This window comes from Paenibacillus methanolicus (genome assembly GCF_008124765.1).
In the GTDB taxonomy this organism is placed as follows: Bacteria; Bacillota; Bacilli; order Paenibacillales; family Paenibacillaceae; genus Paenibacillus_Z; species Paenibacillus_Z methanolicus.
This window is the reverse complement of the sequence record NZ_VNHS01000007.1, coordinates 1-23917: the sequence shown is the minus strand read 5'-3', so window position 1 is coordinate 23917 and position 23917 is coordinate 1. Positions and strand designations below refer to the sequence as shown.

General features: G+C 52.8%; 20 protein-coding genes and 1 pseudogene. 6 read left to right on the top strand and 15 right to left on the bottom strand.

Translation table 11 applies throughout. The features are described from left to right. Positions 1 to 117: 117 nt before the first annotated feature. The 7 genes from BCM02_RS18485 to BCM02_RS18455 form a co-directional block, all read right to left on the bottom strand. Positions 118 to 1794, bottom strand: coding sequence for an extracellular solute-binding protein (locus tag BCM02_RS18485; protein ID WP_148930612.1), 1677 nt, complete (start codon positions 1792 to 1794; stop codon positions 118 to 120). 59 nt (positions 1795 to 1853) lie between these two features. Beyond that, entirely contained in the window at positions 1854 to 2747 is an 894-nt protein-coding gene (locus BCM02_RS18480) for a carbohydrate ABC transporter permease (protein ID WP_148930611.1), read from the bottom strand. A 243-nt stretch (positions 2748 to 2990) separates the two neighbouring features. Continuing rightward, on the bottom strand, positions 2991 to 3944 hold the full coding sequence (locus BCM02_RS18475; protein WP_148930610.1) for an ABC transporter permease: 954 nt from the start codon (positions 3942 to 3944) through the stop codon (positions 2991 to 2993). A gap of 161 nt (positions 3945 to 4105) precedes the next feature. Further along, positions 4106 to 4975 (bottom strand): AraC family transcriptional regulator, encoded by an 870-nt coding sequence (locus BCM02_RS18470; protein ID WP_342791318.1) that lies wholly within the window; start codon positions 4973 to 4975, stop codon positions 4106 to 4108. Between the two features lie 573 nt (positions 4976 to 5548). Beyond that, the gene (locus tag BCM02_RS18465) at positions 5549 to 6142 is read right to left on the bottom strand and encodes a GNAT family N-acetyltransferase (RefSeq protein ID WP_148930608.1); all 594 of its coding nucleotides are present in this window, start codon (positions 6140 to 6142) and stop codon (positions 5549 to 5551) included. A 64-nt stretch (positions 6143 to 6206) separates the two neighbouring features. Continuing rightward, positions 6207 to 6740, bottom strand: coding sequence for a DUF1572 family protein (locus BCM02_RS18460; protein ID WP_148930607.1), 534 nt, complete (start codon positions 6738 to 6740; stop codon positions 6207 to 6209). 29 nt (positions 6741 to 6769) lie between these two features. After that, positions 6770 to 7675 carry a PhzF family phenazine biosynthesis protein gene (locus BCM02_RS18455; protein ID WP_148930950.1) on the bottom strand — a complete coding sequence of 302 codons (906 nt, stop codon included), beginning with the start codon at positions 7673 to 7675 and terminating at the stop codon, positions 6770 to 6772. A 113-nt stretch (positions 7676 to 7788) separates the two neighbouring features. Between BCM02_RS18455 and BCM02_RS18450 the strand changes: the two genes are divergently transcribed. Further along, the gene (locus BCM02_RS18450; protein WP_148930606.1) at positions 7789 to 8664 is read left to right on the top strand and encodes a LysR family transcriptional regulator; all 876 of its coding nucleotides are present in this window, start codon (positions 7789 to 7791) and stop codon (positions 8662 to 8664) included. A 140-nt stretch (positions 8665 to 8804) separates the two neighbouring features. Here BCM02_RS18450 and BCM02_RS18445 read toward each other — a convergent pair whose 3' ends face one another. Continuing rightward, complete coding sequence (locus BCM02_RS18445; protein ID WP_148930605.1) at positions 8805 to 12944, bottom strand: carbohydrate-binding protein; 4140 nt, start codon at positions 12942 to 12944, stop codon at positions 8805 to 8807. A gap of 477 nt (positions 12945 to 13421) precedes the next feature. Between BCM02_RS18445 and BCM02_RS18440 the strand changes: the two genes are divergently transcribed. Beyond that, positions 13422 to 13688, top strand: a complete 267-nt coding sequence (locus BCM02_RS18440; RefSeq protein WP_148930604.1) for a hypothetical protein — start codon at positions 13422 to 13424, stop codon at positions 13686 to 13688. Between the two features lie 104 nt (positions 13689 to 13792). On the opposite strand, the gene BCM02_RS18435 is transcribed toward BCM02_RS18440, so the two are convergent. From BCM02_RS18435 to BCM02_RS18425, 3 genes are all read right to left on the bottom strand, one after another. Beyond that, complete coding sequence (locus tag BCM02_RS18435; RefSeq protein ID WP_148930603.1) at positions 13793 to 14362, bottom strand: SF0329 family protein; 570 nt, start codon at positions 14360 to 14362, stop codon at positions 13793 to 13795. A 120-nt stretch (positions 14363 to 14482) separates the two neighbouring features. Further along, on the bottom strand, positions 14483 to 16408 hold the full coding sequence (locus tag BCM02_RS18430) for an FtsX-like permease family protein (protein WP_148930602.1): 1926 nt from the start codon (positions 16406 to 16408) through the stop codon (positions 14483 to 14485). Then, positions 16395 to 17162 (bottom strand): ABC transporter ATP-binding protein, encoded by a 768-nt coding sequence (locus BCM02_RS18425; RefSeq protein ID WP_148930601.1) that lies wholly within the window; start codon positions 17160 to 17162, stop codon positions 16395 to 16397. The genes BCM02_RS18430 and BCM02_RS18425 overlap by 14 nt, the downstream gene beginning before the upstream one ends. 188 nt (positions 17163 to 17350) lie before the next feature. Between BCM02_RS18425 and BCM02_RS18420 the strand changes: the two genes are divergently transcribed. Both BCM02_RS18420 and BCM02_RS18415 read left to right on the top strand, forming a co-directional pair. Beyond that, complete coding sequence (locus tag BCM02_RS18420; protein WP_148930600.1) at positions 17351 to 18022, top strand: response regulator transcription factor; 672 nt, start codon at positions 17351 to 17353, stop codon at positions 18020 to 18022. Continuing rightward, positions 18019 to 19050 carry a sensor histidine kinase gene (locus tag BCM02_RS18415; protein ID WP_148930599.1) on the top strand — a complete coding sequence of 344 codons (1032 nt, stop codon included), beginning with the start codon at positions 18019 to 18021 and terminating at the stop codon, positions 19048 to 19050. Before BCM02_RS18420 ends, BCM02_RS18415 begins: the two co-directional genes overlap by 4 nt. A gap of 199 nt (positions 19051 to 19249) precedes the next feature. On the opposite strand, the gene BCM02_RS35335 is transcribed toward BCM02_RS18415, so the two are convergent. Continuing rightward, positions 19250 to 19390, bottom strand: a complete 141-nt coding sequence (locus BCM02_RS35335; protein ID WP_187434291.1) for a hypothetical protein — start codon at positions 19388 to 19390, stop codon at positions 19250 to 19252. Positions 19391 to 19751: 361 nt separating this feature from the next. Here BCM02_RS35335 and BCM02_RS18410 point away from each other — a divergent pair. Beyond that, positions 19752 to 20424: pseudogene (locus BCM02_RS18410) on the top strand (IS110 family transposase); the annotation flags it as partial. Between the two features lie 518 nt (positions 20425 to 20942). Here BCM02_RS18410 and BCM02_RS18405 read toward each other — a convergent pair. After that, on the bottom strand, positions 20943 to 21950 hold the full coding sequence (locus BCM02_RS18405; RefSeq protein WP_148930598.1) for an HAAS signaling domain-containing protein: 1008 nt from the start codon (positions 21948 to 21950) through the stop codon (positions 20943 to 20945). Then, positions 21937 to 22290: a PadR family transcriptional regulator gene (locus BCM02_RS18400; protein WP_148930597.1), complete on the bottom strand. Its 354-nt coding sequence runs from the start codon at positions 22288 to 22290 to the stop codon at positions 21937 to 21939. The genes BCM02_RS18405 and BCM02_RS18400 overlap by 14 nt, the downstream gene beginning before the upstream one ends. Positions 22291 to 22593: 303 nt before the next feature. On the opposite strand from BCM02_RS18400, the gene BCM02_RS18395 reads away from it, so the two are divergent. Beyond that, complete coding sequence (locus BCM02_RS18395) at positions 22594 to 23151, top strand: hypothetical protein (protein WP_148930596.1); 558 nt, start codon at positions 22594 to 22596, stop codon at positions 23149 to 23151. A 118-nt stretch (positions 23152 to 23269) separates the two neighbouring features. Here the strand turns inward: BCM02_RS18395 and BCM02_RS18390 are convergent, their stop codons facing one another. Continuing rightward, a complete protein-coding gene (locus BCM02_RS18390) occupies positions 23270 to 23722 on the bottom strand; it encodes a hypothetical protein (RefSeq protein WP_148930595.1) in 453 nt (150 codons plus the stop codon). Between the last annotated feature and the right edge of the window lie 195 nt (positions 23723 to 23917).

Below are 23917 nucleotides of genomic sequence, written 5' to 3'. Positions count from 1 at the left end.
GCCAAGCAGCGACACGTGCGTCGGCCCATCCTGAACGCATTGCTATTCTGCTATTCTGCTATTCTGCTATTCTGCTATTCTGCTTCCCGCACCGCCATTACCTGCTGGCGTTCCGTATTACTTGCTAGCGTTCAGCTTTGCCTTGTTCTCCTGCCACTTCGTTGTTTTGTAGGCGAGCAGCTTCTCGTAACCGGCCTTCATCGCGTCGGCCTCCGCCTGGTCGAGAATGGCGTTCACTTCATCGTCGTTGCCTGCGTTCTGCACCGCTTTGGCGCGCGCTTTCTCGTAGATTTCGAGCACCTGCTGGGCGGCAATGCCTTCTTCTGTATCGCCGGCCGGATCGAGGTTCACGTATTCCGTCGTATTGAACTGCGTCTTCCACGTAATCTCCGACTGCCAGCGCGTCTCCCAGTTCTTCTTCTCCGGCGGCAGCGTCGATTCGAATTGCATCTTCGCGTTGTCCACGTAGACCGTGTTGCCGTTCCATTGGAAATTCACGGTGGCGCTCATCATCTCCTCGCGGCCGTGCGGATCGTTCGTGAACGCCTCGGTGAAGAGCGGTTGATCTTCTTCGTTGACGCCGTCCCAGTACACCCCTTCCGGTCCCCACATAATCGTGCGCTGTCCTTCCGGTCCCGTGAACCAGTCGAGGAAGGCGAAGATCGCTTCGGGGTTCTTGGCCGACTTCGTGATGACGCTGACGTTCCAGCCCAATTGCTTGTAATCGCCGGGGAAAATCTTGTTCTTGTCGAGCCCCTGCTTGCGAACCGGCCACACCATGATATAGCCGGCGTTCGGGTCCTGCTGCGTCAAGGCCGCATGGCCCTTGGCGCCGAATTCGGTCGGACTCGACGCGACATAGACGGCGACGTTGCCCGTGACGACCTTCTGCTCCACCTGCTCGAGCTTCTGCGTGAACGTATCCTGCGAGATCAGCTTCTCGCGGTACAGCTTGCTGACGAACTGCAGCAGCTCCCGGTAGACCGGGTCGGCGAAGAGCGAGGTCAGCTTGTCGCCATTGGGCACGGCTTGCATCGTATTGAAGGTATAAGGACGGTTCTCCGCGAAAGCCGATACCATGACGTCGATGCCGGCGCCGGTCTGACCGACCTCGAGCGGCACGACGTTCGGATACTTGGATTTGACCAGCGTTAAGTAGTTGTAGAGATCGTCCGTCGTCTCGAGGGATGGGCTGCCCAGCTCTTCATAGATCTTCTTGTTCACGAGGTAGCCGGAATTGCCGTTCGGCTGGGTCGTATACCAGTTCGGGAATTGGTACAGCTTGCCGTCCGGCGACCGCAGCATATCCAGCGTCGATTCGCCGGCCCATTTCTTCAAGTTCGGGTATTTGTCGAGGTAATCGTCGAAAGGCACGAGCATGCCCTCCGAACGCAGCTGTTCCACGTCGGGACCGCGCTCCATCCAGATCACGTCGGGCAGTTCGCCGGACACGATCATCGTGGACAGCTTGTTCTTCGCCGCCCCGCCGGAGCTGATCGGCACGACGTTCACCTTTTTGTTCTCCTTGATCCATTTGGTCGCCTGATCCGCGCCCCACTCCGGCATCGTATACCAGTCGTAATGGCCGTAGAACGAGAACTCGAGCGGTTCTTTGCCCAGCTCGTAGCTTCCTCCTTCATTCGTCTTGCCTTGATTAGAAGCGCCGTCGTTCGTCTTTTCCCCCTCGCCGCCGGGCGAATTCCCCCCGTTCGAACCCGTACAAGCCGTTAACGCGATTACGAGGATCAGCATGACTGACATGGCTGCGAGCAAGCCGGACTTCATTCTTCTCATTTGCCAAAACTCCCTTCCCCGCCTTCTTCTATGTCAACGCAATTGCAGTAAACCCTTGCCTATTCCTTCAACGAACCGATGAGCACGCCTTTGACGAAATATTTCTGGACGAACGGATAGACGCACAGGATCGGCACGGTCGCCACCATCATCGTCGCCATCGACAGCGACTTGGTCGTCACGGCCCGCATTTTGTTCAGCCTGCCTTGCGCGGCGGAATCCATGTTGGCCATTTGATCGAGCATGATGTTCGAATTGAGAATCTGCTGCAGCTTCGTCTGGATGGGGAGCAGGTCGACGTTGGAAATATAGATGCTCGGCGCGAACCAGTCGTTCCAATGATAGACGGCCGTGAACAGCGACAAGGTCGCGATGACCGGACCGGACAGCGGCAGTATAATGCGCATGAGCACGCCCCAGTTCGAAGCGCCGTCGATCTGCGCGGATTCTTCGAGCTCCGTCGGCATCCCTTTGAAGAACGTGCGGAAGATGATCATGTTCCATACGCTGATCACGCCGGGCACGACCATGACCCAGAACGTGTTCATCAGCTGAAGCTCGCGAATCAGAAGGTAGGTGGGAATCAGTCCGCCGCCGAAGTACATCGTGAAAATACTCATGATCATATAGAACTTCCGGCCGATCAGCTCCCGCTTCGTCATGCCGTAAGCGAAGATGGCCGTCGCGATGATGGACAAGAACGTGCCGATCGCCGTCCGAAACACCGAGATGACGAAGCCGTCGATCAGACGCTCGTCGCGGAACACGACGTCGTAATTCTGCCAGGTGAACACCCTCGGCCAGAAGGTGATGCCGCCAAGCGACGTATCGCTGCCGAGATTGAACGAGATGACCGCCGCATTCCAGAACGGATAGAACGCGACGAAGCCGAGCAGCAGCAATACGGCGTAGTTAAGGCCGATGAACGTACGATCTCCCCGCGTCAAATACATGCGCGCCCTCCTCTCTCCTCCAATGTTGTCAGGTTAAGAACAGTCGTACGGGTGAAGAATCCGCAACCTGCGGTTGGTGTGGGCTTTCACTCGCTGTTGTCTTCGGATTTCATGAATTTGGTTGGATGGAGGAAGAAATCCGAAGACAAAGGCGATCGCTGACGCTGTTCCATCTCCACACCAACTCTCCGGCAGCTCTTTCACCCGCTAAGACTCGATTAACCTGACAACATTGCCTTTCCTCTACCATAAACTGTTCCCCGATCGTCTGGCCGCATAGTTGGCGAAAGCCAGCAGCGCGATGCTGATGACGGCCTTGAACAAACCGGCCGCCGTCGCGTAGGAGTAGCGGTTGTTCTGAATGCCGACGCGATAGACGTAGGTGTCGAGCACGTCGCTCACGTCCCGGAGCACCGGGTTGCCGGCCAACAGCAGGATGTCCTCGAAGCCCGCGTTGAGCAGATTGCCGATCGCGAGAATGGAGAAGACGACGATGACCGGCGTGATCGAAGGCAGCGTAATCGAGAACATCTGGCGTAATCGGCTTGCGCCATCCATCGAAGCGGCCTCGTACAGCTGCGGGTTGATGCCCGCGATCGCCGCCAAATAGACGATGGACGAGAAGCCGATTTCCTTCCACACGTTCGTCGTGACGAGGATGCTCCAGAAATATTTCGGCTCGGACATAAAGTTGATTGGCTCATCAATAACGCCCAACTTCTCCAGCAGCATGTTCAAGCTCCCGTTGTCGGTCGACAGCATGGAGACGATGAACCCCGACACGATGACCCAGGAGAGAAAATGAGGCAAATAGCTAATTGTCTGAATGCCGCGCTTGAACATCCGGCTGCCGATCTCGTTCAGCATGAGCGCCAGCACGATCGGCGCCGGGAATCCGATGACCAGCTTCAGGAAGCTGATGACCAGCGTGTTGCGCATGATGCCCCAGAACTCCGGCGCATGGAAGAACATCTCGAAGTGCTTGAAGCCCACCCAGGGACTGCCCGTCACTCCTTTGAACAAGCTGTAATCCTGGAATGCCATCACGACGCCGTACATCGGGATGTAGCTGAAGACGAAGACGAATAAAATCGCGGGCACGACCATTGCTTGTACGTCCCATTGCCGAATGATGCGGATGATCAGCGGCGCTTTCTTGCTCCGCTGCATCGCTTTCGCGGTAGCAGATTGGCGCATCGACTTCCCCCTTAGTCGTAATTTCGAGTCACTTTTACGTAACTTTATCTAACACCAATTGTTGCTTCCATATGTCTATTGTAGCTCGATCCCTTTACGATTTCTTTGCTTATACGATTAATAACCGGCACTATCTTCCTGTTTTCAGATTATTGAGGCGATTAATGCTTGCGGGAAGTCATCGGGGTGACGCCGATATGCTTCTTGAACAGCCGGTTGAAATTCGTCAGCGTCCGGAAGCCGCATTCGAGCGCGATGTCGGTAATTTTCATCTCGTTGCGCTCGAGCAGCATCACCGCATGCTCCAACCGCAGATGAATGAGATAGAGGAGCGGCGGCATCCCGACCGCGCGTTTGAAAATATCGCTGAAGCGCGACGGGCTGAGGTATACGAGCGCGGCTAGCTCCTCCAGCGTCCACGCATAAGCGAACTTCTCCTCCATCTCGTGGAGGACGAGGCGGATCTTCTCGAGCTGCCGCTCGCTAATGACATGCGGGTGGGCGTCGGGGCAAGGGATGCGGAATTCGCGATTGACGATGGCTAAGAATTGCAGCAAATGGGCGTAAACAATGGAGGTGTAGGAGCGCTGCTGCGCTTCGTGCTCGCGCTGAAGATCGAGCAGAATGCCGCGCAGCTTCTCAATCCGGGGATGATCGCGATCGAGCAGGTTCGTGAAGTGGATGTTCATTTCGCGGAAAGGACTTAAAATCTCGGGGTCGAGCCGCAAGCTGCTGATGAGCCAATTGCCGTCGAAGCTAATGACCTGCATGACCAGGTCTCTCGTCTCGTAAGCGCAGTGCAGATCGTTGGAGTTGATGAGCAGGATATCCCCCTGCTGGAACTCGTATTGCTTGCCGTTGATGATGTAATACCCGGTGCCGGATTTGATTACGTTGATCTCCAGCACGTCATGCCAATGGAGCCGCTGATAGCCGCTGTCGACCCCGATCGTATCTTCTACAAGAATCGGATAATTTCGAGCCAATCTTACTTTTTCCTTGGCAATATCCGCCATCTTCGCCATCGCCATCTCCATAACCTCCCCTAAGGAATCGAGCCTGGAAATATCTCTACGCTATCACAAGCATGTCACAATAGGTGTCATCCAGGCAAGAGGGAGTTCTCCCTCCGCCGAGGGGAACCAAAGGACTTCGCCCTCTGGACTCCCTTCTTCGTGCTGCCATCATGGTTCGCGGTCGGCGGGTTGCTTCGAGCTGGCACGCTTTTGTCCTCGCGGACAAAGCTTCATGCGTATGTGGTGCTCTCGCGAACAAACATGAACGGTTGCATACCAAAAAGAGCTATCCTGCCTCGCCACGGTGACGTGTGACGTTGGATAGCTCCTTGATCGTTTGGCTATAGATTGACCTTCACCGCCGCCTCACCACGGATATGGACCCCACGGTCCGCCGGACCACGGCGGTTTCTGGCCCATAGGCGCGCCCTGCCACGGGGATTTCTGACCCATGAACATACTTTGCAGCGGCGAGCCCTTCCCTAACTGTCCGCCCAAGCCGGACTGCCCCAACATGCCGTTTAGAAGGAATGAACGTGATTCTTTCTTGTTTTTCACCGATCTCTTCCCCCTCTCCCGGTAAGGTCGTTATAGGGTATGTGACTGCGGGGAAGTTGGATTGGATGAATGGCGGGATCGGGGCGATGATGGATTCAATCGCATTTGCGACCATTCCTTGTCCAACATACTCATTTCCCACACGCTCCAGTATTCGTTGCCCATTTTGCGTTTATCTCGAATAAGACCTTCTTTTACGAACCCCGCCTTCTCGTAACAGGCGATCGCGGAAAGGTTAAAATCCAACACGCCTAGGCTAACTCGGTGCAATTTCAATTGTTCGAAAGCAATCGTTAAAACCTTCTTTAGCATCCATTGCCCGATGCCTTGTCCTCTTAAGCTTCTTTTTCCAACCAAAACTTTACCGATCCTTGCGGATTCATTGATCCGATCGATCTGCAAGTTGATATGTCCGATGACCTCGTTATGTTCTTCATGGACGACCCGATATATAAGGGTTTGCGCAGCGCCGGCATTCGCGTTGTCGAGGTAATCATCCAATTGCCGCTCGTTTAACGGATAGCGAAACGTTTGGCCTCCCCATTGAAATAGAGCTGTCGGCGAATCCATCCATTCCATAAGCTGCGCAAAGTCGGTACGTTCGAAAACCTCCAGTTTGATCACTAGCCTTCATTCCTTCTCTCGTTAATCACCGCTAATAGCGATCACGCATCCGTTTAACTATAGGTTAGTGGTATTGATCCGTTACATGCTCGTCGGTATTGCGTAACAGTTTGGCGAGCAAGACGATCTGCCCCGCATGGTATCCGTAGTGGGCGGACACCTGAACAAGCAGCCGGCCGATTAATCGGGTATCGCAGGCCCCGTGGGCAGGGGGATCGCTTCGGTGCATTCGCTTCCAATCCTCACGGTCATAGCGGATGGCGACCTCTCGGGATAGATCATCGGGAAGCAAGGCCGATAATACGCGTTCCGATTCGGATCGGGCATTGCGCAGCAGACCGATCAGCTCCTCCCTCGATAAGCCTCCATCCGTCGTGAACTCGCGGGAACGCTCCCGGATGAACGGTTGGTTTCCGATGGCGCTCGCCATATTTTGATATTCGTTACCCGCCAAATGCAAGCAGAGATTACCGACGCTGTTCATGGACGCGTTCACTCGCTTCCAGATGAGCTCATCGTCCAGCAGGTTCAGGCTTCGTTCGATTCGAGCCAGCTGCTTATTCATATCCTCCAAGACGTTCTGAACAAGTTCCACCATGAGAGTCCCTCCGACATTGGATTTGGGGGTTAGCTTTCCGGTAAACGCAGCACGCCTTCAAGCGTGACGTGCGCGAATCCGCCGACTTGGATCACGACGTCCGATTCCGTTGAATGGACGGTTACATAAAGCGTGCCGGGACGGCCGATCGCATCGCCTTGCCCGATCGTAAGGCGAGTTTGCTCTTTACCGAGTATGTTCTCCAAGACGAGGTAGCCGGTCAATGCGCCATTGGCCGCTCCGGTTACGGGATCTTCGGGAATTCCGATGGCAGGCGCAAAATCTCGCGTGTACAGATCGAATCCCGGTTTGGCGTCGAACGTAAATAAATGCGTGTTGCTGATGGCATATTGCCGGTTAAACGCGGCCAACTCGTCCATGTTCGGTTTGGCTGCATCGATTGCCTGATGCGTTTTCACCGGTACAACTAGCGTCCAGTTCCCCGTGTAGGCAAGCTTGATCGGATAGCGCTCATCCAACTGATCCGCGTCCATGCCGATCAAGCGAGCGATTTCAGCCTGATCCCGGAAGGGGGCTTCCTTTACTTGAGGCGTAATCTGCGTCATCGTCACCTTGCCAACCTTGCCGTCGCGTTGTTCCCACTGCACGGGAATCAGGCCTACATGGGTTTCCAGCGTGATTCGCTCCGCTCTGTCCGCCCATCCGTACTCATTAGCGAGCAGCCAGACGGAAGCAATCGTCGCATGTCCGCAAAAATGGATTTCTTCCTGCGGCGTGAAATAACGGACTCGAAAATCCGCCTTCGGATCCGTCGCCGGCAATAAAAATGCCGTCTCCGGCAAATTTAATTGGTTGGCAATTTTTTGCATGTGCGCTAAGGTTAGATTACCGGCATCGGGCACGACTCCAGCTGGATTGCCCTCGAACGGATTCTGGGTAAAAGCATCCACATGATATACGCGTATCGGTCTCATCGTCATGAATCACTCCTTCATCTCCCATCATGATAATGAAGTTCCCATCTCCCGTAAAATGAAAATGCGCCATACCCTGCATGAAGAAAAATTCATGGAAGCGAGGATCTGCAATGACGCTGTTTCAATTCGAAGTATTCCTAGCGATCGTACAGACCGGCAGCTTCACGAGAGCAGGGGAGCTGTTGAATGCAAGCCAATCGGGCGTAAGCCACACCATTGGCGACTTGGAGAAAGAACTAGGCACTACGTTATTTGCGCGCCATCGGAATGGCGTTAAGTTAACGGATGCGGGCGAACAAATCTTAGCGCATGCTCGCGAGATCATTCACCATACGGAGCAGATCACTCAAGTCGCCGCCGCGTCAAGAGGCGTGAATAGCGGGACAATACGGATCGGGGCATTCCCCAGTTTCTCGGCCCATGCCATCCCGGGCATTTTTCAAGCGTTTCGCAGTCTATATCCGGGCGTAGAACTGATTCTCTTCGAAGGAAGTTATGCGGAGGTGGAAGCATGGATCCGGGCAGGCGTCGTTGATCTTGGATTTCTGGCTGAAGCGCGCGATGGATTAGACATGGTGCAGCTGCTTGACGATCCCTATGTCGCGGTCCTCCCCGCCGATCATCCTTTGCGGGAGCAGGACATCATCGCCATCGAGCAGCTTGCGCGGGAACCGTTTCTTTCGCTCAAATCGGGATGCGAACGCCTTGTGATGCAGGCCTTTCAGGAGAGTGGACTGCGCCTGAATACGCAGTTCGAGGTTGCGGAGAACGCCACTATTCTCTCCATGGTGGAGGCCGGCATCGGCGTATCTGTCGTACCATCCATGATTCTGTCAGCTATGCCGGCCAATATCGCGGTGAAACCCTTGCATCCTCCTATTATTCGCCAGATCGGATTAGCCGTACGGACCCAGCACATCGTCTCTCCAGCCGCAGCGGCCTTTATCAAAGCGGCGCGGATGCAGCTGGCGGAATCGCCAGTCTAATCCGATATGCGCTTCCACCCCAAAAGTCGACGACCTTCATGATTGCCGCTACAATAACGCCAAACGTCCCCGCACCGAAGCTCCTTCGGTACAGGGACGTTACTTACTCGTTAATCGCCGCGCGGCTTAGGCTTTGTCGCCTACTTGCCCAGATTGGCGCGCCACGCCTCCATGAGCGCGTTCACGCTCCGGTTGAGCGTTGTCTTGGCTTGATCGAACACCTCTTGCTGCTTCTTCTCTTTATTCAGCTGCTTCAGCAAATTGTCCAGATGCTTGATCCCCTGCTTCCAGTCCGGCTTCTTCTTGCCGACCGCATCGGCTGCATGCTCAAGCTCCTTATCCAGCTGCTTCCAAGTCTTCTCGTCTACCTGTCCGGCCGAGCCGAACCAATCCAGTAACTGACCGATGGCAGGCACGTTAATCGGGGCAGGGAGAACCGTGAAATTGTCGTAACTCGTTTCGTTCATGAACGTCCGCATGCCGACCTTGCCGTGCGTGAATGGATAGCCGCTACGGTCCGTATAGTCGATCACCGGCTCGCTCTTATCATCAACATAGATTTGAATGCGGGCCCCCTGCGCAACGACTTTCACATGCTTCCATTCGCCTGTCTTCACCTCGAGCGGCGCCCCTGTCAAATAGGTCCAGCCGTAATTAAGTTTGCCGAGATGAACGCCTTCTTTGTTCAGGTACGCGACATAGCCTTGCACGAAGTCCGCATCGTTCTGATTCAACTCCTTGCCATGAGCCGGGTTGCTCGCCCGCAGCAGAATGCCTCCGTCGCCGGAATCGCTGATTAGCTTAATATCGGACTCCACGCTGTAATCCGACCAATCGTCATCCCCGATCGTCGTCTTCGCGAAGCTGCCGACCGCTGCCTGATATTCGCCGGTATGTGCAATCTTCGGTTCGACCGGATTCTGATGAATCCGTATCCCTTGGAAGTCGAATTCGCCTTTCACGGTTTCGACCTTCAAGGTGTGCACGCCCGCCGGGAGCAGGATGCCTTGCTTCGTTGTGGTCGTCCAGTTCTCCCAGGTGACGGAATTCGGAATGTCGACTTCACCGGTTAGATCGGTTGCATCGTCGAGCCACAGCCGGACCTTCGCACCGTCATTCGACGTAGCGGTCACGAAATCGACGTTGTACACGCCGGCCTCGGCAATATCTACGTTGTAGGCCAGCCATTCGCCGGTCGCGTTCCACCCTACATTGTAGCCGCCGCCCGCATTCCGGCGGATGTCGACCGCTTCATTCCGGTATTCCGTTCCGATGTTAGCGGGAGTCAGATCATGGTAGCCCTTACCTTCTCCGCCTGCCTTGTAATCAGCAGCCTGGATAAACCCGGGCAGCGCGTGCGGCTTATCGAATTGGGCGAGCGACAGTCTCGTCATATCAAATTCGCCTTTGACGATTTCGACTTTCAGCTCATGATCGCCGGCCGGCAGCAGAATACCGGATTTCGTCGCCGACTTCCACTTATTCCAGTCGCCGGAAGCAGGAACGGTAAGTACGCCTGTCAAATCAGTCGTATCATCCAGCCAAAGCCGGACTTGCGCATCCGTGAACGTCGTCGCCGCCCACAAGTCGAGATCGTACAGCCCCTCTTCCGCGACGCGGATGTTGTACTTCAGCCATTCGCCGGTTTGATTCCAGCCGACGATCTGATCGCCGGATGCAGCGGATCGAATGTCGACCTTATCGCCGCGGTATTTGCCCCCGATGTTTGCAGGCGTCAAATCCTGGTAGCCTACGCCTTCGCCGCCGGGCTTGTAATGCTCAGCTTCTATGACGCCGGGTACGGGTATCGGCTGATCCGTCCTCGTCAGCGCTATGCCTGCAAAGTCGAATTCGCCGCGGACCGTCTCGGCTTTCAGCGTATGCTTGCCTGCCGGCAGGGTAACGCCGGATTTGAGCACCACGTTCCAAATGTTCCAGTCCCCGGTCTTCGGAATGTCCACGATGCCGGTCAGATCCGTCGTATCGTCCAGCAAAAGCCGAATCTGACCTCCATCCAGCGTAGTCGCCACTTTGAATTCCGCGTTATAGGTTCCGGCTTCCGCTACGTCGATGTTGAACTTCAGCCATTCGCCCGCCTGATTCCAGCCGACGTTGTACCCGCCGCCGGCCGGATTGGAGCGAATGTCGACCGAATCTCCCCGGTACTGGCCGCCGATGTTCTGGAGCGTATTCTCATGATACCCGACGCCTTCGCCGCCGGAGATATAGTGGACCGTACCTATCGCGCCCGGGATCGGATGATACGCGTCGTAAGCCTGCTCCTCCTCGGCGACATCGCTCTTCACGTTCCAGAAACCTTCATACCGCTGCCAGCCGTCATCCTGGCCATCATCGAAGTTATCATAGAGGACCGGAACGTCCGCGTGCCGGTGGAACGTCAGCTTATCCAGCGAGATCGCGCCCGATACGGCAGCGATCTTCAAGGTATGCTCGCCTGCCGGCAGCTCGATCCCACTCAGCTGCGCGGTTTGCCACCCTGCCGCAGCAGTGTCCGCAACCCCTGCCAGTTCAACCTCGCCCAGCGGCTGTCCGCTATCCAGCGTGAGCCGTACCTTGCTGCCCAGGGCTGCATCCGCGTAAGAAAGATCGATATCGTACTTGCCTGTTTCCGCGATGTTCAGCCGGTATTGCAGCCATTCGCCGTTCTCGAAGGCGGTGATATGCGAGGTGCCGTCATCCGCTTGGCCCGTATCCACGCCGTCTCCGCGGTAATCGCCGATTGTGCCCGATGTCTGGTCGTGATACCCGACCCCCTCGCCGCCTGACAAGTAATGCGCGGCTTCGACTTGACCTGGAACCGGTCTCGCCGCGTCGAAATCGCTGCTACCGTTCACGTCGTTGCTGAAAGCGGCGTAACCGAAATTCGCCTTCGCGTTCTCCGCGACGTAACCGATGCTGCCCCCGCCAAGCGTCGCGCCGCGCGTCTGCTTAAGCATGCCGTCGACGTAGATCTTGAACATATCGCCTGCTTTCTCCACCCGGATATGGTGCAGCTTCGTATAATCGTATCCTTCCGGCAGCGGGCTCGCCTCCCACCCCAGATCGGCGCCGTTCACCCGGAACTGCGTCCGCAGCGAATTGCTCGCCGGGTCTAACAGCGCTGTGCCGTAATCGTTGTCGCCCTTGTACGAGAATACGACCCCGAGCCGCGAGCTGCCGGTATCGCCGGACTCCGCGAGCTGCAGGTTGAATTCTGCCGTATAGCTGCTTCCGGCAGCGGCAGTGCTCACCAGTCTGCTCGTTCCGACGGCTTGCTGCCGCAGAAGGCCGGAATCAACGGTCCAGCTGCCACCTTCCGAACTCGTCCACGCCGGGCTAAGATCCGCGCCATTGAACCGCTCCTCGAAATCCGACAGCTCCGGATCCGACTGCTCGGTCGCCGTCGGTCCGAGCACCGACATTTTATCCCCGTTGAACACGATCCGGTCCATCCCCATATGGCGAAGAGGTCCGACAATGCCCTGTCCTTCGAGATTGTGGTAGATGATATAGCGGGCATCCAGGTTCGGCCCAACGACGACCGTATTATGGCCGAGTCCGACGGTCGGACCTTCCGTGCTGATCAGAATCGGGTTATCCGGATCACGCACGAATCCCGTGAGCGGATTGTCGCTGACCGCGTAGTCGACCCGATAACCTTTGCTGAATACATGGTTGCCGGTATACGTCATATAGTATTTGCCGTCGCGCTTGAACAAGGTCGAACCTTCCGTCCAGCCGTTCATGTTTGCGCCTGTATTGACGCTTGCGCCGATCGTCGTCGGCGTCGGCATCGGAGCCGCGAGAATGCCCGCTCCGTTCGCGTGATAGAAATACCACTTGCCATCATCGTCGATGAAGACGTTGCCGTCGATCGAATGGCCGAGATTGCCCGTCTGCACCGTGAACGGACCGGTCGGGCTCTCGCTGCGCAGCACGTAATGGCCATTGCCGGCAGGAGAGGTATACATGTAGAAATATCCGTTCCAATACACGACCTCGGGAGCGTAAGCTCCCTTCGTAACCGGATCGGTTGCGGCCAATCCGCCATAGCTCCAATTGACCAGGTCTGGCGAGCTCCACACTTTGACCCCGGTATCGGTATCTCTCGTGCTCACATACAAATAATAAGTACCGTTAAACTTCAGTACGTAAGGGTCGCCAAGTCCATATTGTCCCCATTCGTCCGGCAGCGTTGTCGGATTCTTATAGGCGAATGCCGCCTGAGGGGCCAACAAGAGCAGCACGCACAGCATAGCTGCTAAACTTCGTTTCAACATCAAACTTATCACCTCATCGATTTTGTTGAAGCGCTTTCATATTGTTGCGGAAATTCAACTGACTGATCCTGTTGATTCCTCTGACACGGGGATCTGATCACCTCATTTTATCCAATTGATCTAATATATCGAGATTATATGGGCGTTTTCTAGGAAAAGTCAATGATTTGTTACAAGTATTTTGAATGATTCAATGATATTTTCGGAATTAAAGCCTTTAAAACAATATTTTTGTAACAAAAACAAGTGGGTAAGAGGTCTGTTCCTTTCGATTCTCGATCCACGGCACATTATTCCGCGAGCTCCCGAGTTCCTTCGCGCTCTCCGGCCACATCTGCACGCCCCCCCCTCGTCGAAACCTAGTCCGATACCAATATTTTTGTTTTTATATCAATTTTTCAACCTCTTTGCGGTTGGCTATTTCACTTTTGGATATTTATAGTAATATCTAGTTACAACCATTTTGGAGGTGTAATTATGAAAATGTTCAAAAAATCCATCCTTGCTACGGGCGCGCTGGCATTGGCGTTAAGCCTTCCCGTATCTGCTTTCGCACAAGAGTCCAAATATGTAGATTATGGAATTTGGAGAAATCAATGCGGAACCAGCACCTGGTACTCGGATGCACAGGGTTATAGCGGCGTTGTGTATCTGTACGACGGCGGCGGCTGGCAATATAACGGCGGCTATGTTCCTGGCGCGATGTATTACTGCAAATTTGCGGGAACGGTGTACAAGCAATAATAACCATGACCGACGGGCGGATGCTCTAGATTCATAAAAGACAGCCCTCTCAAGTGAACCACTTGCGGAGGGCTGTCTTGTTTCTCGTTTTCTCGCTGTCCGTATCACAACGTGCTAAGCCGCAGCGCATAGAAATACTGCACGACCGGATGCCGGGATTTGATCTTCTCGCTCATGTTCAACAGTCGTTTTTTCCCGACGCGTCTGTCCGCCAAGGCCAGAATATTGAATAAGATCTCCTTGCTCTCTAGACTCTCTTCAATGGGGCGGGATAGAAATTGAGTCGCGACGACCGTAAAATTGGATTTACTCAGGGCAGTCTGCGCGGACAACAGCTCCTTGGCAAGTTCTCCTATTCTTCTGCCTCTTGCCATGACTACTAGCCGTTCCTCCGGCACTAGCCCCTTCGTCTCTTTTCGGAGCGCTTCAATTTCTTCCTGTTCAATCGCAATTTGGATATGCGGATCATGCTTGATTTCCTGTTCCGTCTGATACCACCTGATCGATGTCGTGGCATCACTCATATTCATGACGTTCTTCTTATCTACCGCAATATAGCAAAGCCCTGCTTTATCAGGTAAATAACGGTAGCCGGTTGCCCGGTATTCGAACCGCCCTATTAACGCAGGACTAAGAAAACTCTCCAGTTCCTGCTTCAATTTGCTCCAGGACATGCCATCCCCCTATGTTCCATGCTTCGTCGTTATTTAAGCGTCCCGCTCTTATTCATCATACAATAACCGACACCTCAATCCTACTAAGTACTGCATATGCCTCCCCGGCATTATCGAAACTCAAGCCTCCACGATGCGCCTGCAAGATTGAACGGTTAACCCATAATAGCCTGTATAAATGATCGCATAGGCGGCTATCGACATGACAATCGGGATGGTTGCTTCCTTGCCGATCAGATTGAAATTCATGAGTACCTGCAGGAACAGCGCGCTATGCAGTATACCGACCGCAAGCGGAAGTCCGAACACGAACAGCGATTGCATCGCGATGGAAATCGATATCTCCCTTCGGCTAACGCCGATATTCCGCAAAATGGCATAACGGCTGCTATCCGATTGCGCCTCCGTCAGCTGCTTGAAATAGATGATGCTTCCCGTGGCGGCCATAAATACGAGTCCCAGAAAGCCGAGCACGAACAAATTGACGCCGCCCGCTTCCAGAATCCCCCGATATTCCGCGTAATGAACGGTCAGCTCGGCCTCCTTCGCATCCAACCCTAGCAACGCTTCGGATGTTGCGCGAGCCGATCTCTCATCCTCTACTTTATAAGCCTTGTAGATCGCGGGCGCCGACTGGCGGGCGAATTCGCCATACAATTCTTCGCTCACGACGACGATGAGGTCTGGGAAGCTCCAATTCATGACCCTTTCGTCGATGAAGCGGCCGAACGTTACGTTCCGGTCCTCCCCGGCTTGCTTCAGCGTGATCGATCTCCCTACGTAATCATCGGATGCATGATCCGTATCCAACGGTTGGACGATCGCCGCCTCCAGCCCGGTCAGCCGGACCTGCTCATCTCTGCCCAACGCGTCGGCGATCGCATTGAAGGTGGCGGCCGACATCAGCTTCACCGGCACATCCTGAACCGTAAATTTCGAGGGGACAACCGCCAGCTCCGACGCATCGGCCGTTGTGCCCAGGATCGGAATATCCAACTTGGCGATGATCGGGTGCTCCTTATCCGCGGTTATTACCCGCTCGATCTCCGCGTCGAGCTTATCGCCCTTAGATAGATGCGCGTAACTGAATGGAGCCGTCCTCGCCGCTTCTCGCTCGATTTCGTAATACGCGCTTGCTCCGATGCTGACCGCAATGATCGTGACCGCGCTAAGCAAGGAGACCACCGTCAGCATGCGTACATGGCCTGCCATTCGAAATAGCAGCTGAGCGGCTCCAACGAATCGGACGCCCTGGTAATAGCTCGCTTTATTCTTGGCTAGCACCAGGAGAAATCGCACGGCGCCGAATCGGAACAACAAGTAGGTGCCGGAGATGACGCCGATCATGAACACGAGCAAGGTGATGCTAAATTGTTGGCTGGTGGCGATCGGCTGAAGGATAAGCCAGTAGCTGGCCGCTAGTACCACGACCGCCAGAATCGCGACAATCGGCGAACCCTTAGGCCGTGATTCCGCCTGCTTCTCTGCCTGAAACAGCTCGATGAGCCGGAACCGATAGATGAGCAGATAGGCACGGATTGAAGTGACCACGATCAATATCGCGAACACGATGACCGTATTCCCGATTGCCGCCGGCGATAGCGCGAAGCTGATTTCCACCGCGGAATCGAGCAGCCGGAGCATCATCAAGGTGAACAGCTTGGATAAGAGCGCCCCGATGACGATGCCGACCGCCAGCGCCAATGCGCCCATTATCATATTTTCATAAAACATCATCCATCCAATCGTTCTCTTGCGCACCCCGAGCAGCGAGTATAAGCCGATCTCCTTTTTTCGCCTACGGTTGAAGAACGAACTCGAATACCAAATGAAAACCGCCGCGAACAAAATAAGCAAGATCGACGCCTGCAAAAAAATCGATTGCACGCCGCGGGACGACTGAATCGCGCTTGCGATCTCCGTGCTGTATTGCAACGATACGAACGTAAAGTAAATGACGATACTGAACACCATCGACACCAAATATAATAGATAGCTTTTGAAATTGCCGGCGATGTTTTTGCGCGCTACGCTAAATAACGTCATTCACGCCACCTCCGAACACGTTCAGCACATCGAGCACTTTCTTGAAAAACGCCTGGCGGGTCGCGTCGCCCTTCACCAACTCGGTGAACAGCCGGCCATCCTTGAGGAACAACACTCTCGTGCAATAGCTGGCCGCGTAAGCATCATGCGTCACCATTAAGATCGTCGCCTTATCTTGCCGGTTCAGCCCTTGCAAGCTGTCCAGCAGATCCGTCGCGGACTTCGAATCCAGCGCGCCGGTCGGCTCGTCGGCCAAGATGAGACGCGGTCTGGCAATGATCGCGCGGGAAGCGGCCGTTCGCTGCTTCTGACCGCCGGATAGCTGCGTCGGATACTTATCCAAGATGCCGCGTATCCCGAATTTGTCGGCGATTTCATCCACGCGCCGTTCCATCTCGCCGATCGGGGTACGGGACAAGGCCAACGGCAGCCATATATTTTCTTTGACCGTCAGCGTATCGAGCAGGTTGTAATCTTGAAAAATAAACCCGATTTTCTCGCGCCGGAACGTCGATAACTGCTTCTCGCTCATGCCCAAAATATCGGTTCCGTCAATCCGGATGTCGCCGGACGTCGACTGATCGATCGTCGCCAACAGATTCAGCAGCGTCGATTTGCCCGAGCCCGATGGTCCCATGATGCCGACGAATTCGCCCTCCCGCACCGTCAGATCGATATGCTCCAACGCGGTGCTTACGATGCCCTTCGCGCCGTAAACCTTCGTCACATTCGTCGTTTCTATAACGTTCTTCATAACGTCCCGCCTCCAGTTCGTAAGAGGTTGTTCAACTCTCACTTTATGCTTATGACTTCATTGTATCGAAAACTTTCCTCGAATGGTCTTACAGCTTACCGGCGCTGCCTTACATTTTTGTCACCCTGTCAATTCGATTGTACGGGTATGGGATTCATGTTACTATTTTTTGGGAGGAGGGATGTACGATGAAAATCATGATTGTGGAGGATGAGCCGACGATCCGCGACATGCTCGGCGAGACGCTACGCAGATGGGGCTTCGAAACCGTCGAAGTCGAGCAGTTCGACCAGGTGCTGCAAACGTTCCAGACCAGCAATCCCCATCTCATCCTGATGGACATCAACTTGCCTTCGTTCGACGGCTTCTACTGGTGCAACCAGATCCGGCAGCTGTCCCAGGTGCCGATCCTGTTCCTTTCGTCCCGCAATACGCCGATGGACATGGTGATGGCGATGAATACGGGCGGGGACGATTTTATTCAGAAGCCGTTCTATACGGATGTCCTCATGGCCAAAATTAACGCGATCCTTCGCAGAACCTATACGTATGTGGATACTTCGCATAGCTTCATCGAACACGACGGGGTCGTGCTGAACGTGAAAGACGCTACGCTGCAATGCGGCGACCGGAAGGCCGATCTGACGAAAACCGAGTTCATTCTGACGCAGATACTCATGCAGCATAAGGGGTCTATCGTGACCCGGAAGAAAATGATGCGCGCGCTCTGGGAGGACGAACATTTCGTGGACGACAACACGTTGACCGTCAACATGACCCGGTTGCGCAAGAAGCTGGCCGAGCTCGGGAAAGAAAGCTTCATCGCGACCCGGAAAGGCGAAGGGTATATGATCCCATGAGCTTCTATGATTACGTGAAAGATAAGCGGTACTTCTTGGCGTTGTACGGCGGCATCATGCTGTTCGTCTCCTTGCTGATGGCCGTCAGCGTCAGCCCGCTGCGCGGCATGAGCAACATCCTCTATATGAACGCGGCATGTCTCATCGCGGTTTCTGCTTATTTGGCGGTTGGCTATGGGTATCGACGGTCCTTCTACCGAGAGCTGTCCAACCTCCCGACCAGGGAAGGGGAACAGACGGCAGCCGCGCTCCCCGAAGCGCAAACCGCCGAGCAACGGCTGTTCGTCGGCGTCATCCATAAGCTTGAGCGGGAGCATATGAAGCAGATGCAGCGGGCGACCGCCGAGCACCGGGATCATCAAGATTTTATTCTGTCGTGGATTCACGAGGTGAAGCTTCCCATCGCGGCAAGCCGCCTCGTCATGGAGAACGGCTCGAACAAATCGCCCGATGAGCTGATCGACAAGCTGGAGGACGAGCTGGGCAAGATCGATAATTACGTCGAGCAGGCGCTGTACTACTCCCGCATCGACTCGTTCTCGAAGGATTACCTCATTGCGGAGGTGTCGCTCGAGGCGGTATGGAAGGAATCCGTCAAGAAATTCGCCAAGTTGTTTATTACGAAGCGGATCCGCCTCCGTCTGGACGAGACGTCCCCCTACATCCACAGCGATCGCAAATGGCTGGGTTATATCATCGACCAAATTGTGGCGAATGCCTTGAAGTATACGCCCGAAGACGGCGCGATCACGATTCGCTATGAGGAAGATGCCTATGAGAGACGGCTTCTGATCGAAGATACGGGAATCGGGATCAAGCCGGAAGACCTCCCGCGCGTGTTCGACAAAGGCTTTACCGGCGCGAACGGCAGAAGCTACGCGAAGTCAACCGGCATGGGGCTGTACTTGGCCAAACAGATGGCGATCAAGCTTGGGTCTGACTTGTCCATCCAGTCGGAGGAAGGTCGGTATACGCGCGTGACGGTCCATTTTCCAAGAGCGGGGACTTACTTGCACTGGAAGGCGTAACGAAAGGATGGCAGCTGCGGGACTTCACGCCAAATAAACCGACTTCCGCCACGAGACGGAAATCGGTTTATACCCGCGACTCATATCACCTCGTGATCATCGTCTTGAGGAATGGATATAAAGTAGGCAGGAACGAGCAATCCGACAAGCACCAAAGCAAGCATACCGAAGAAGTAGAGGTATATGGCCATCGCATCCATTATTTCACGCCTCCATTCAACGTTTGACCGGTCGGATAAGTTTGATCCATCGGTTCCATGTCCAATGCGCCCTTTACAAGAATCCCCATGACAACGATCAGCGCTGCGTTGAATCCCATGATGACGAACATCACTTCCATTGCTCCCACTCCTTTGTGAATGCACCGTTTAACCTCTTGCTAAGACTATTGTAGCTCTGCTTCGACGTTAGGGATGTGATTAATATCACAATCCTTCCCGCGAACTCAATCTCCCGCTCTTCCCCCACGACCCGGCGTCCGCGCTGTAGGCGTGAAACTCCGGATCTTGATTTCGTCACTCCGCACATCGAATTAGAAAAAGAACTACTTCTTAATCAAACCGATAACGTAATTCGATGCTCTTCTGTATGTATCCAACTAACTTTCCATTAGGATAACAAAACAGCCCATCACATGATCGGCTGTTTCTTTGTTCGTTTTATGCTATTGTTCTTCGTTAGCTGAATCACATATTTAACACCTTTCTCCGTATAGCCTCAACAATGTTCTGGTTAATCCTCATCTCGTCAAAAAGAACAAGGAAAACCGGGACAATACACCTTCTAAGAGTGATCGCAAGGATGCGCTTGTCATTGCAGATATGATCAAAAACGGGTACTACTCTCCTGTTCGCTTTCATCCGGAAGCCTACGAGGAACTACGAATTCTTATGGCAAACCGTGAGACGGTCACTAAGCGCTTGAACAGTGCAGTTAACCAAATTCATCGCTGGGTAGACATCGTCTTCCCTGAGTTGCGGCAGGTCTTCAAAATCCTTACCTGCACCAGTGCAATAGCAACGCTCAGACTCTTTCCTTTGCCGAGCGAAATCAGACAGTTAAGCACCGAGCAGGTTTTGGCCGGTTGGAAGCAATACGTGAAGCGTCATGCTGGCGTTAAACGTGCTGAACTGCTCATTACACTCGCAAAATCCAGTGTTGGCACCACTCAGGCCCTCCACGCATACAAACATGTGTATGGTTATGACGAACCCCGAAATTCGAGCTTTGCATCGTTTTAATGTAGAAGAAAAGAAGCTAAAGAAGATGAAATCCATCATGAAACTATGCAGCAAGGTAGCTCGTCTGCTAATCGGCCTGGCCAAGAGTAGCGAAGCTTACGATTCAACCAGAGTTTTCCCACAGGCTGCCTAGATTCGGACCTTCCTCACCAGCTCAAGCATTCGCAGGATGACAAGATGCACGGAGTATCGGGAGACGTTACGCAAAAGGGCACGGACCCGTTCCGATAGATAGACCGACCTCCACCCCGTAGTTAGATGTGACGAAGGAATGAAAGGGCTATGACCCGTTGAGACATGGGAGCGAGAATCGCTAGGGAGACGTGGAGACGTGCGTATATGGAACAATATGGGTGAGGCATTGTTCACCTTTATTTCCGCATGCCCATTTTTACGTCTGCCCGCCACCGACTCTTCCCACATCCTCTTCTTCATTCTAACTACAGGATGAAATCCTGCGAATTCATGAGTCTGAGTGAGGAAACTGAATCATTTCGAGGGAGCTTAATGATCTGTTTTTAGTTTATCGTACGATTCTCGGCGTTACCTTTACAAGTTTTAAAGGCCATCCGCATTGGATGGCCTCTTTCCTTATGCTGGACACTCTGGACCTGCTCGCGCAGTTGCCTTAGTCGATTCATTGTGAACAACTTAAGACTTATGCCGGTATGCGGTTACGATCAGCGAGATAACTTGAATCACGGAGACGAGTCCGATGAGATAGATGATGCCGTTTGTCGCGCGTCCCCAGATCGTATTAACCGTATTGTATCCTTCGCTGCCAGCTGTTACGAGACCCGAATCAACCGCTTGCTGCATGAAGTCTGCGTTCCAGATCACCGGATCCCAGAACATGAAGGTCGCCAAGATTAGATACAGAATGGTTACTGAGATCTCCATACCGACGAGACGCGTTGTCCATCGCCTCGTATTCAACTTCATGATCTCCTTCAGAATACTGACTGCCAAGAAGAACCAGATGTAGGGCAGGAACCGGTTGAACACGTCCGTGTTGAAGAATGGGATTACCATCCTATCGCCACCAGCGAATCTCCACACACCGAGCAGATCGATGGAATAGCTGAACAACACAACGAACAAGACCGAGAAGATGATGCTCGCAATCGGTTCCGCAGGACTGATTCGCGACTTATTGTCCGGCAGCTGCGGTAAATCTGACGGCTTCCAAACCTGTTCGGCATTCTTCCCTTTTGCCTTCTGTGCGCCCGTATATTCAATTACGCCGAAGACGACCGTTACCCATGCGAAACCTTGCATCAAACCGATCACAATCGAGACTATGCCATCAATAAAATGGTCCAGTATGTTCGTCGGGTCCATGAACGACTCGATCATAAACATGACGCCGAGTGCGATGCCGATCGCTGTCCATACGATTCGCAGCACTGTGATATAGCTCGCGAACAACCCTGGACCGATCAAGTAGCGCTTACTGCCGCGGTACCGATCCGCCATCTCGCTCGGATTGCCGAGCTCGGCGAGCACATCTTCCACTTCCTTCGGTGAAGGCGAGCCCCCATGGGTTCGCACTTCCAACATATCCTCGATCAGTCCCCGTAATTCCTTCTCGATCTCCGCTCTCTGTTTCTCCGGAAGCTTCTGCGTGACGGCATAGATGTACCTGCTAATAAGCTCCATATCCTTCTCCTCCATCCATTAATCGATTAACGCCCTCAGCCAGACTCGCCCACTCCTGACGCAGATGCTGGTACACCTGTTTGCCTGACTCGCTCAGCTGGTAATATTTTCGCGGACGCGCCTCATTAGTGTCCCAACTGCTTACGAGCAGCTCCTGTTTCTCCAATCTGCGCATAAGCGGATACAGCGTACCTGGGTCAATGCTAAGTCCCTTCTCCTCCAGAATGGAGACTAGCGAGTAGCCATACTGCGGTTCGGACAATTGACTAAGTACGCTTAAGACGAGCGTCCCGCGCCTCAACTCCTGCGTTAAACTTTGAATCGTCTCTTGGATATCCATCTCATTCATCAACTCCTATTCACACTATACTGTATGTCGTACACTATTGTAAAGTACACAGTAATAATAAATTCACATTAAAAAGGGCCACCCCTTATAGGATGACCCAAACCTTTTGTTTATTTGCCCGGAAATCCGCCTTCGCCGCCGCGGCGGCGTGCTCCCTGTATTGGTTCAACTATCGTCTCCCGATAGTTGAACAACTTTTGATTCTGAAATAATATTAATAAGCTTTGGAATTCTGAGGCCATTTGTTACAATGGCTCAATAGAATTTACATTTTGAAAATAAGGGGAAACGAATTTGAAACAGAAGGCGATCGTTGCAATTTTTACAGTAATGGCTTTATTTATTTTTCCCGCATGTGGGAACTCCAGTAACAACAATGAGCAATTACATTTGGGGGGCAATAACTCACAGACACAACTAAAGACATCCGATCCTGTTATTACTGCTCAAGTTGAAAACGACGATAAGTTGGTTAACGAGGTAACCAGCTTATTTAAAAGCTATATCAAAATGACCAATGAATATGATGATTCGATAGCTGATCTTTACGCAGATCACGCCAATATTACGTTTAAAATCCAAACGGATACTGAAGACATTTCGAATCAAGCATTTACTGGCGCCACATACAAGCAAATGATCGTTCATGCCATGCCAGTCGCTAAAGAGCGGGGGGATACTGACACTTTTAGCGACATCAAGTATACCGTTATCGCGAACAATACTGTAAAAATTGAGGCCATGAGATACAACCATTTCTATAAATACACAAGTCCTTATTCTTCAATTCTAGAGAAATCAGACACGGGTGAGTGGCTTATCACAGCCGAAATGCTCGAAATTCATCGATAAAGTGTGCATGATGGTTTAATGAAAGGGAGCAGTCGCCACCGGCAAACTGCTCCTTTTGTTTCAAACGTCTCCCGTTAGTTGAATACGAATGATTTGACTGTCATTTCGTTAGAAAAATTCAACCATTAAATTCAGGATGGTTATGCCTTGAACATCCAAATAAATAGCAACTTGAACTCAAAGATGTTGAAAATTTCAAAGGTGGAACAAAGCCATTAGAAATCATATTTATAAAATTCTCATATTCCTGTTTGTCATCTTCTAATTGCTTAATGTATGAGGCTTTTTCGCTCTCTGTCCAATTCTCATTGCATTGAACTGCGTTTTCTTCCTGAATATCGTTTGTTTTTAATTTAATACATTCGTTCATGATTTCAATCGCACGATTCAATGCATTTGTTTTCATTAATGAATAAATATACCTACTAACCCAATCAGGTGTCTTATAATAAGTGTTCCATGATTTCTCAAACCAACGGACGGCCTCGGAGAAACATTGCAACTCAACGTACAGTTCAGCAACATGAACTTCTCCAACGAAATCATCATCATTTTCCGAAAAAGCATCCAACTTAAATTTTGCCTCGGTCGTTTTTCCGAGCTCGATCAAACATTTGATGTGACTATACATGGTGTAATCAGAAGGGGTGGCTCTTTTTAGAAATAAAGTTTATGGTGCTACAAGATGTCAAGACAGCTTTTTTGATATTTTAAGGTGTGAAATAATGCACAATGGACTGCTCTTTTATCCTTCAGCTCTGCTCAG

Excerpts from the sequence above, each read along its gene's own strand:
- BCM02_RS18485 (WP_148930612.1), bottom strand. The coding sequence starts at position 1,794 with ATGAGAAGAATGAAGTCCGGCTTGCTCGCAGCCATGTCAGTCATGCTG.
- BCM02_RS18480 (WP_148930611.1), bottom strand. The coding sequence starts at position 2,747 with ATGTATTTGACGCGGGGAGATCGTACGTTCATCGGCCTTAACTACGCC.
- BCM02_RS18475 (WP_148930610.1), bottom strand. The coding sequence starts at position 3,944 with ATGCGCCAATCTGCTACCGCGAAAGCGATGCAGCGGAGCAAGAAAGCG.
- BCM02_RS18470 (WP_342791318.1), bottom strand. The coding sequence starts at position 4,975 with ATGGCGATGGCGAAGATGGCGGATATTGCCAAGGAAAAAGTAAGATTG.
- BCM02_RS18460 (WP_148930607.1), bottom strand. The coding sequence starts at position 6,740 with ATGGTGGAACTTGTTCAGAACGTCTTGGAGGATATGAATAAGCAGCTG.
- BCM02_RS18455 (WP_148930950.1), bottom strand. The coding sequence starts at position 7,675 with ATGAGACCGATACGCGTATATCATGTGGATGCTTTTACCCAGAATCCG.
- BCM02_RS18450 (WP_148930606.1), top strand. The coding sequence starts at position 7,789 with ATGACGCTGTTTCAATTCGAAGTATTCCTAGCGATCGTACAGACCGGC.
- BCM02_RS18445 (WP_148930605.1), bottom strand. The coding sequence starts at position 12,944 with ATGTTGAAACGAAGTTTAGCAGCTATGCTGTGCGTGCTGCTCTTGTTG.
- BCM02_RS18440 (WP_148930604.1), top strand. The coding sequence starts at position 13,422 with ATGAAAATGTTCAAAAAATCCATCCTTGCTACGGGCGCGCTGGCATTG.
- BCM02_RS18435 (WP_148930603.1), bottom strand. The coding sequence starts at position 14,362 with ATGTCCTGGAGCAAATTGAAGCAGGAACTGGAGAGTTTTCTTAGTCCT.
- BCM02_RS18430 (WP_148930602.1), bottom strand. The coding sequence starts at position 16,408 with ATGACGTTATTTAGCGTAGCGCGCAAAAACATCGCCGGCAATTTCAAA.
- BCM02_RS18425 (WP_148930601.1), bottom strand. The coding sequence starts at position 17,162 with ATGAAGAACGTTATAGAAACGACGAATGTGACGAAGGTTTACGGCGCG.
- BCM02_RS18420 (WP_148930600.1), top strand. The coding sequence starts at position 17,351 with ATGAAAATCATGATTGTGGAGGATGAGCCGACGATCCGCGACATGCTC.
- BCM02_RS18415 (WP_148930599.1), top strand. The coding sequence starts at position 18,019 with ATGAGCTTCTATGATTACGTGAAAGATAAGCGGTACTTCTTGGCGTTG.
- BCM02_RS35335 (WP_187434291.1), bottom strand. The coding sequence starts at position 19,390 with ATGGAAGTGATGTTCGTCATCATGGGATTCAACGCAGCGCTGATCGTT.
- BCM02_RS18405 (WP_148930598.1), bottom strand. The coding sequence starts at position 21,950 with ATGGAGCTTATTAGCAGGTACATCTATGCCGTCACGCAGAAGCTTCCG.
- BCM02_RS18400 (WP_148930597.1), bottom strand. The coding sequence starts at position 22,290 with ATGGATATCCAAGAGACGATTCAAAGTTTAACGCAGGAGTTGAGGCGC.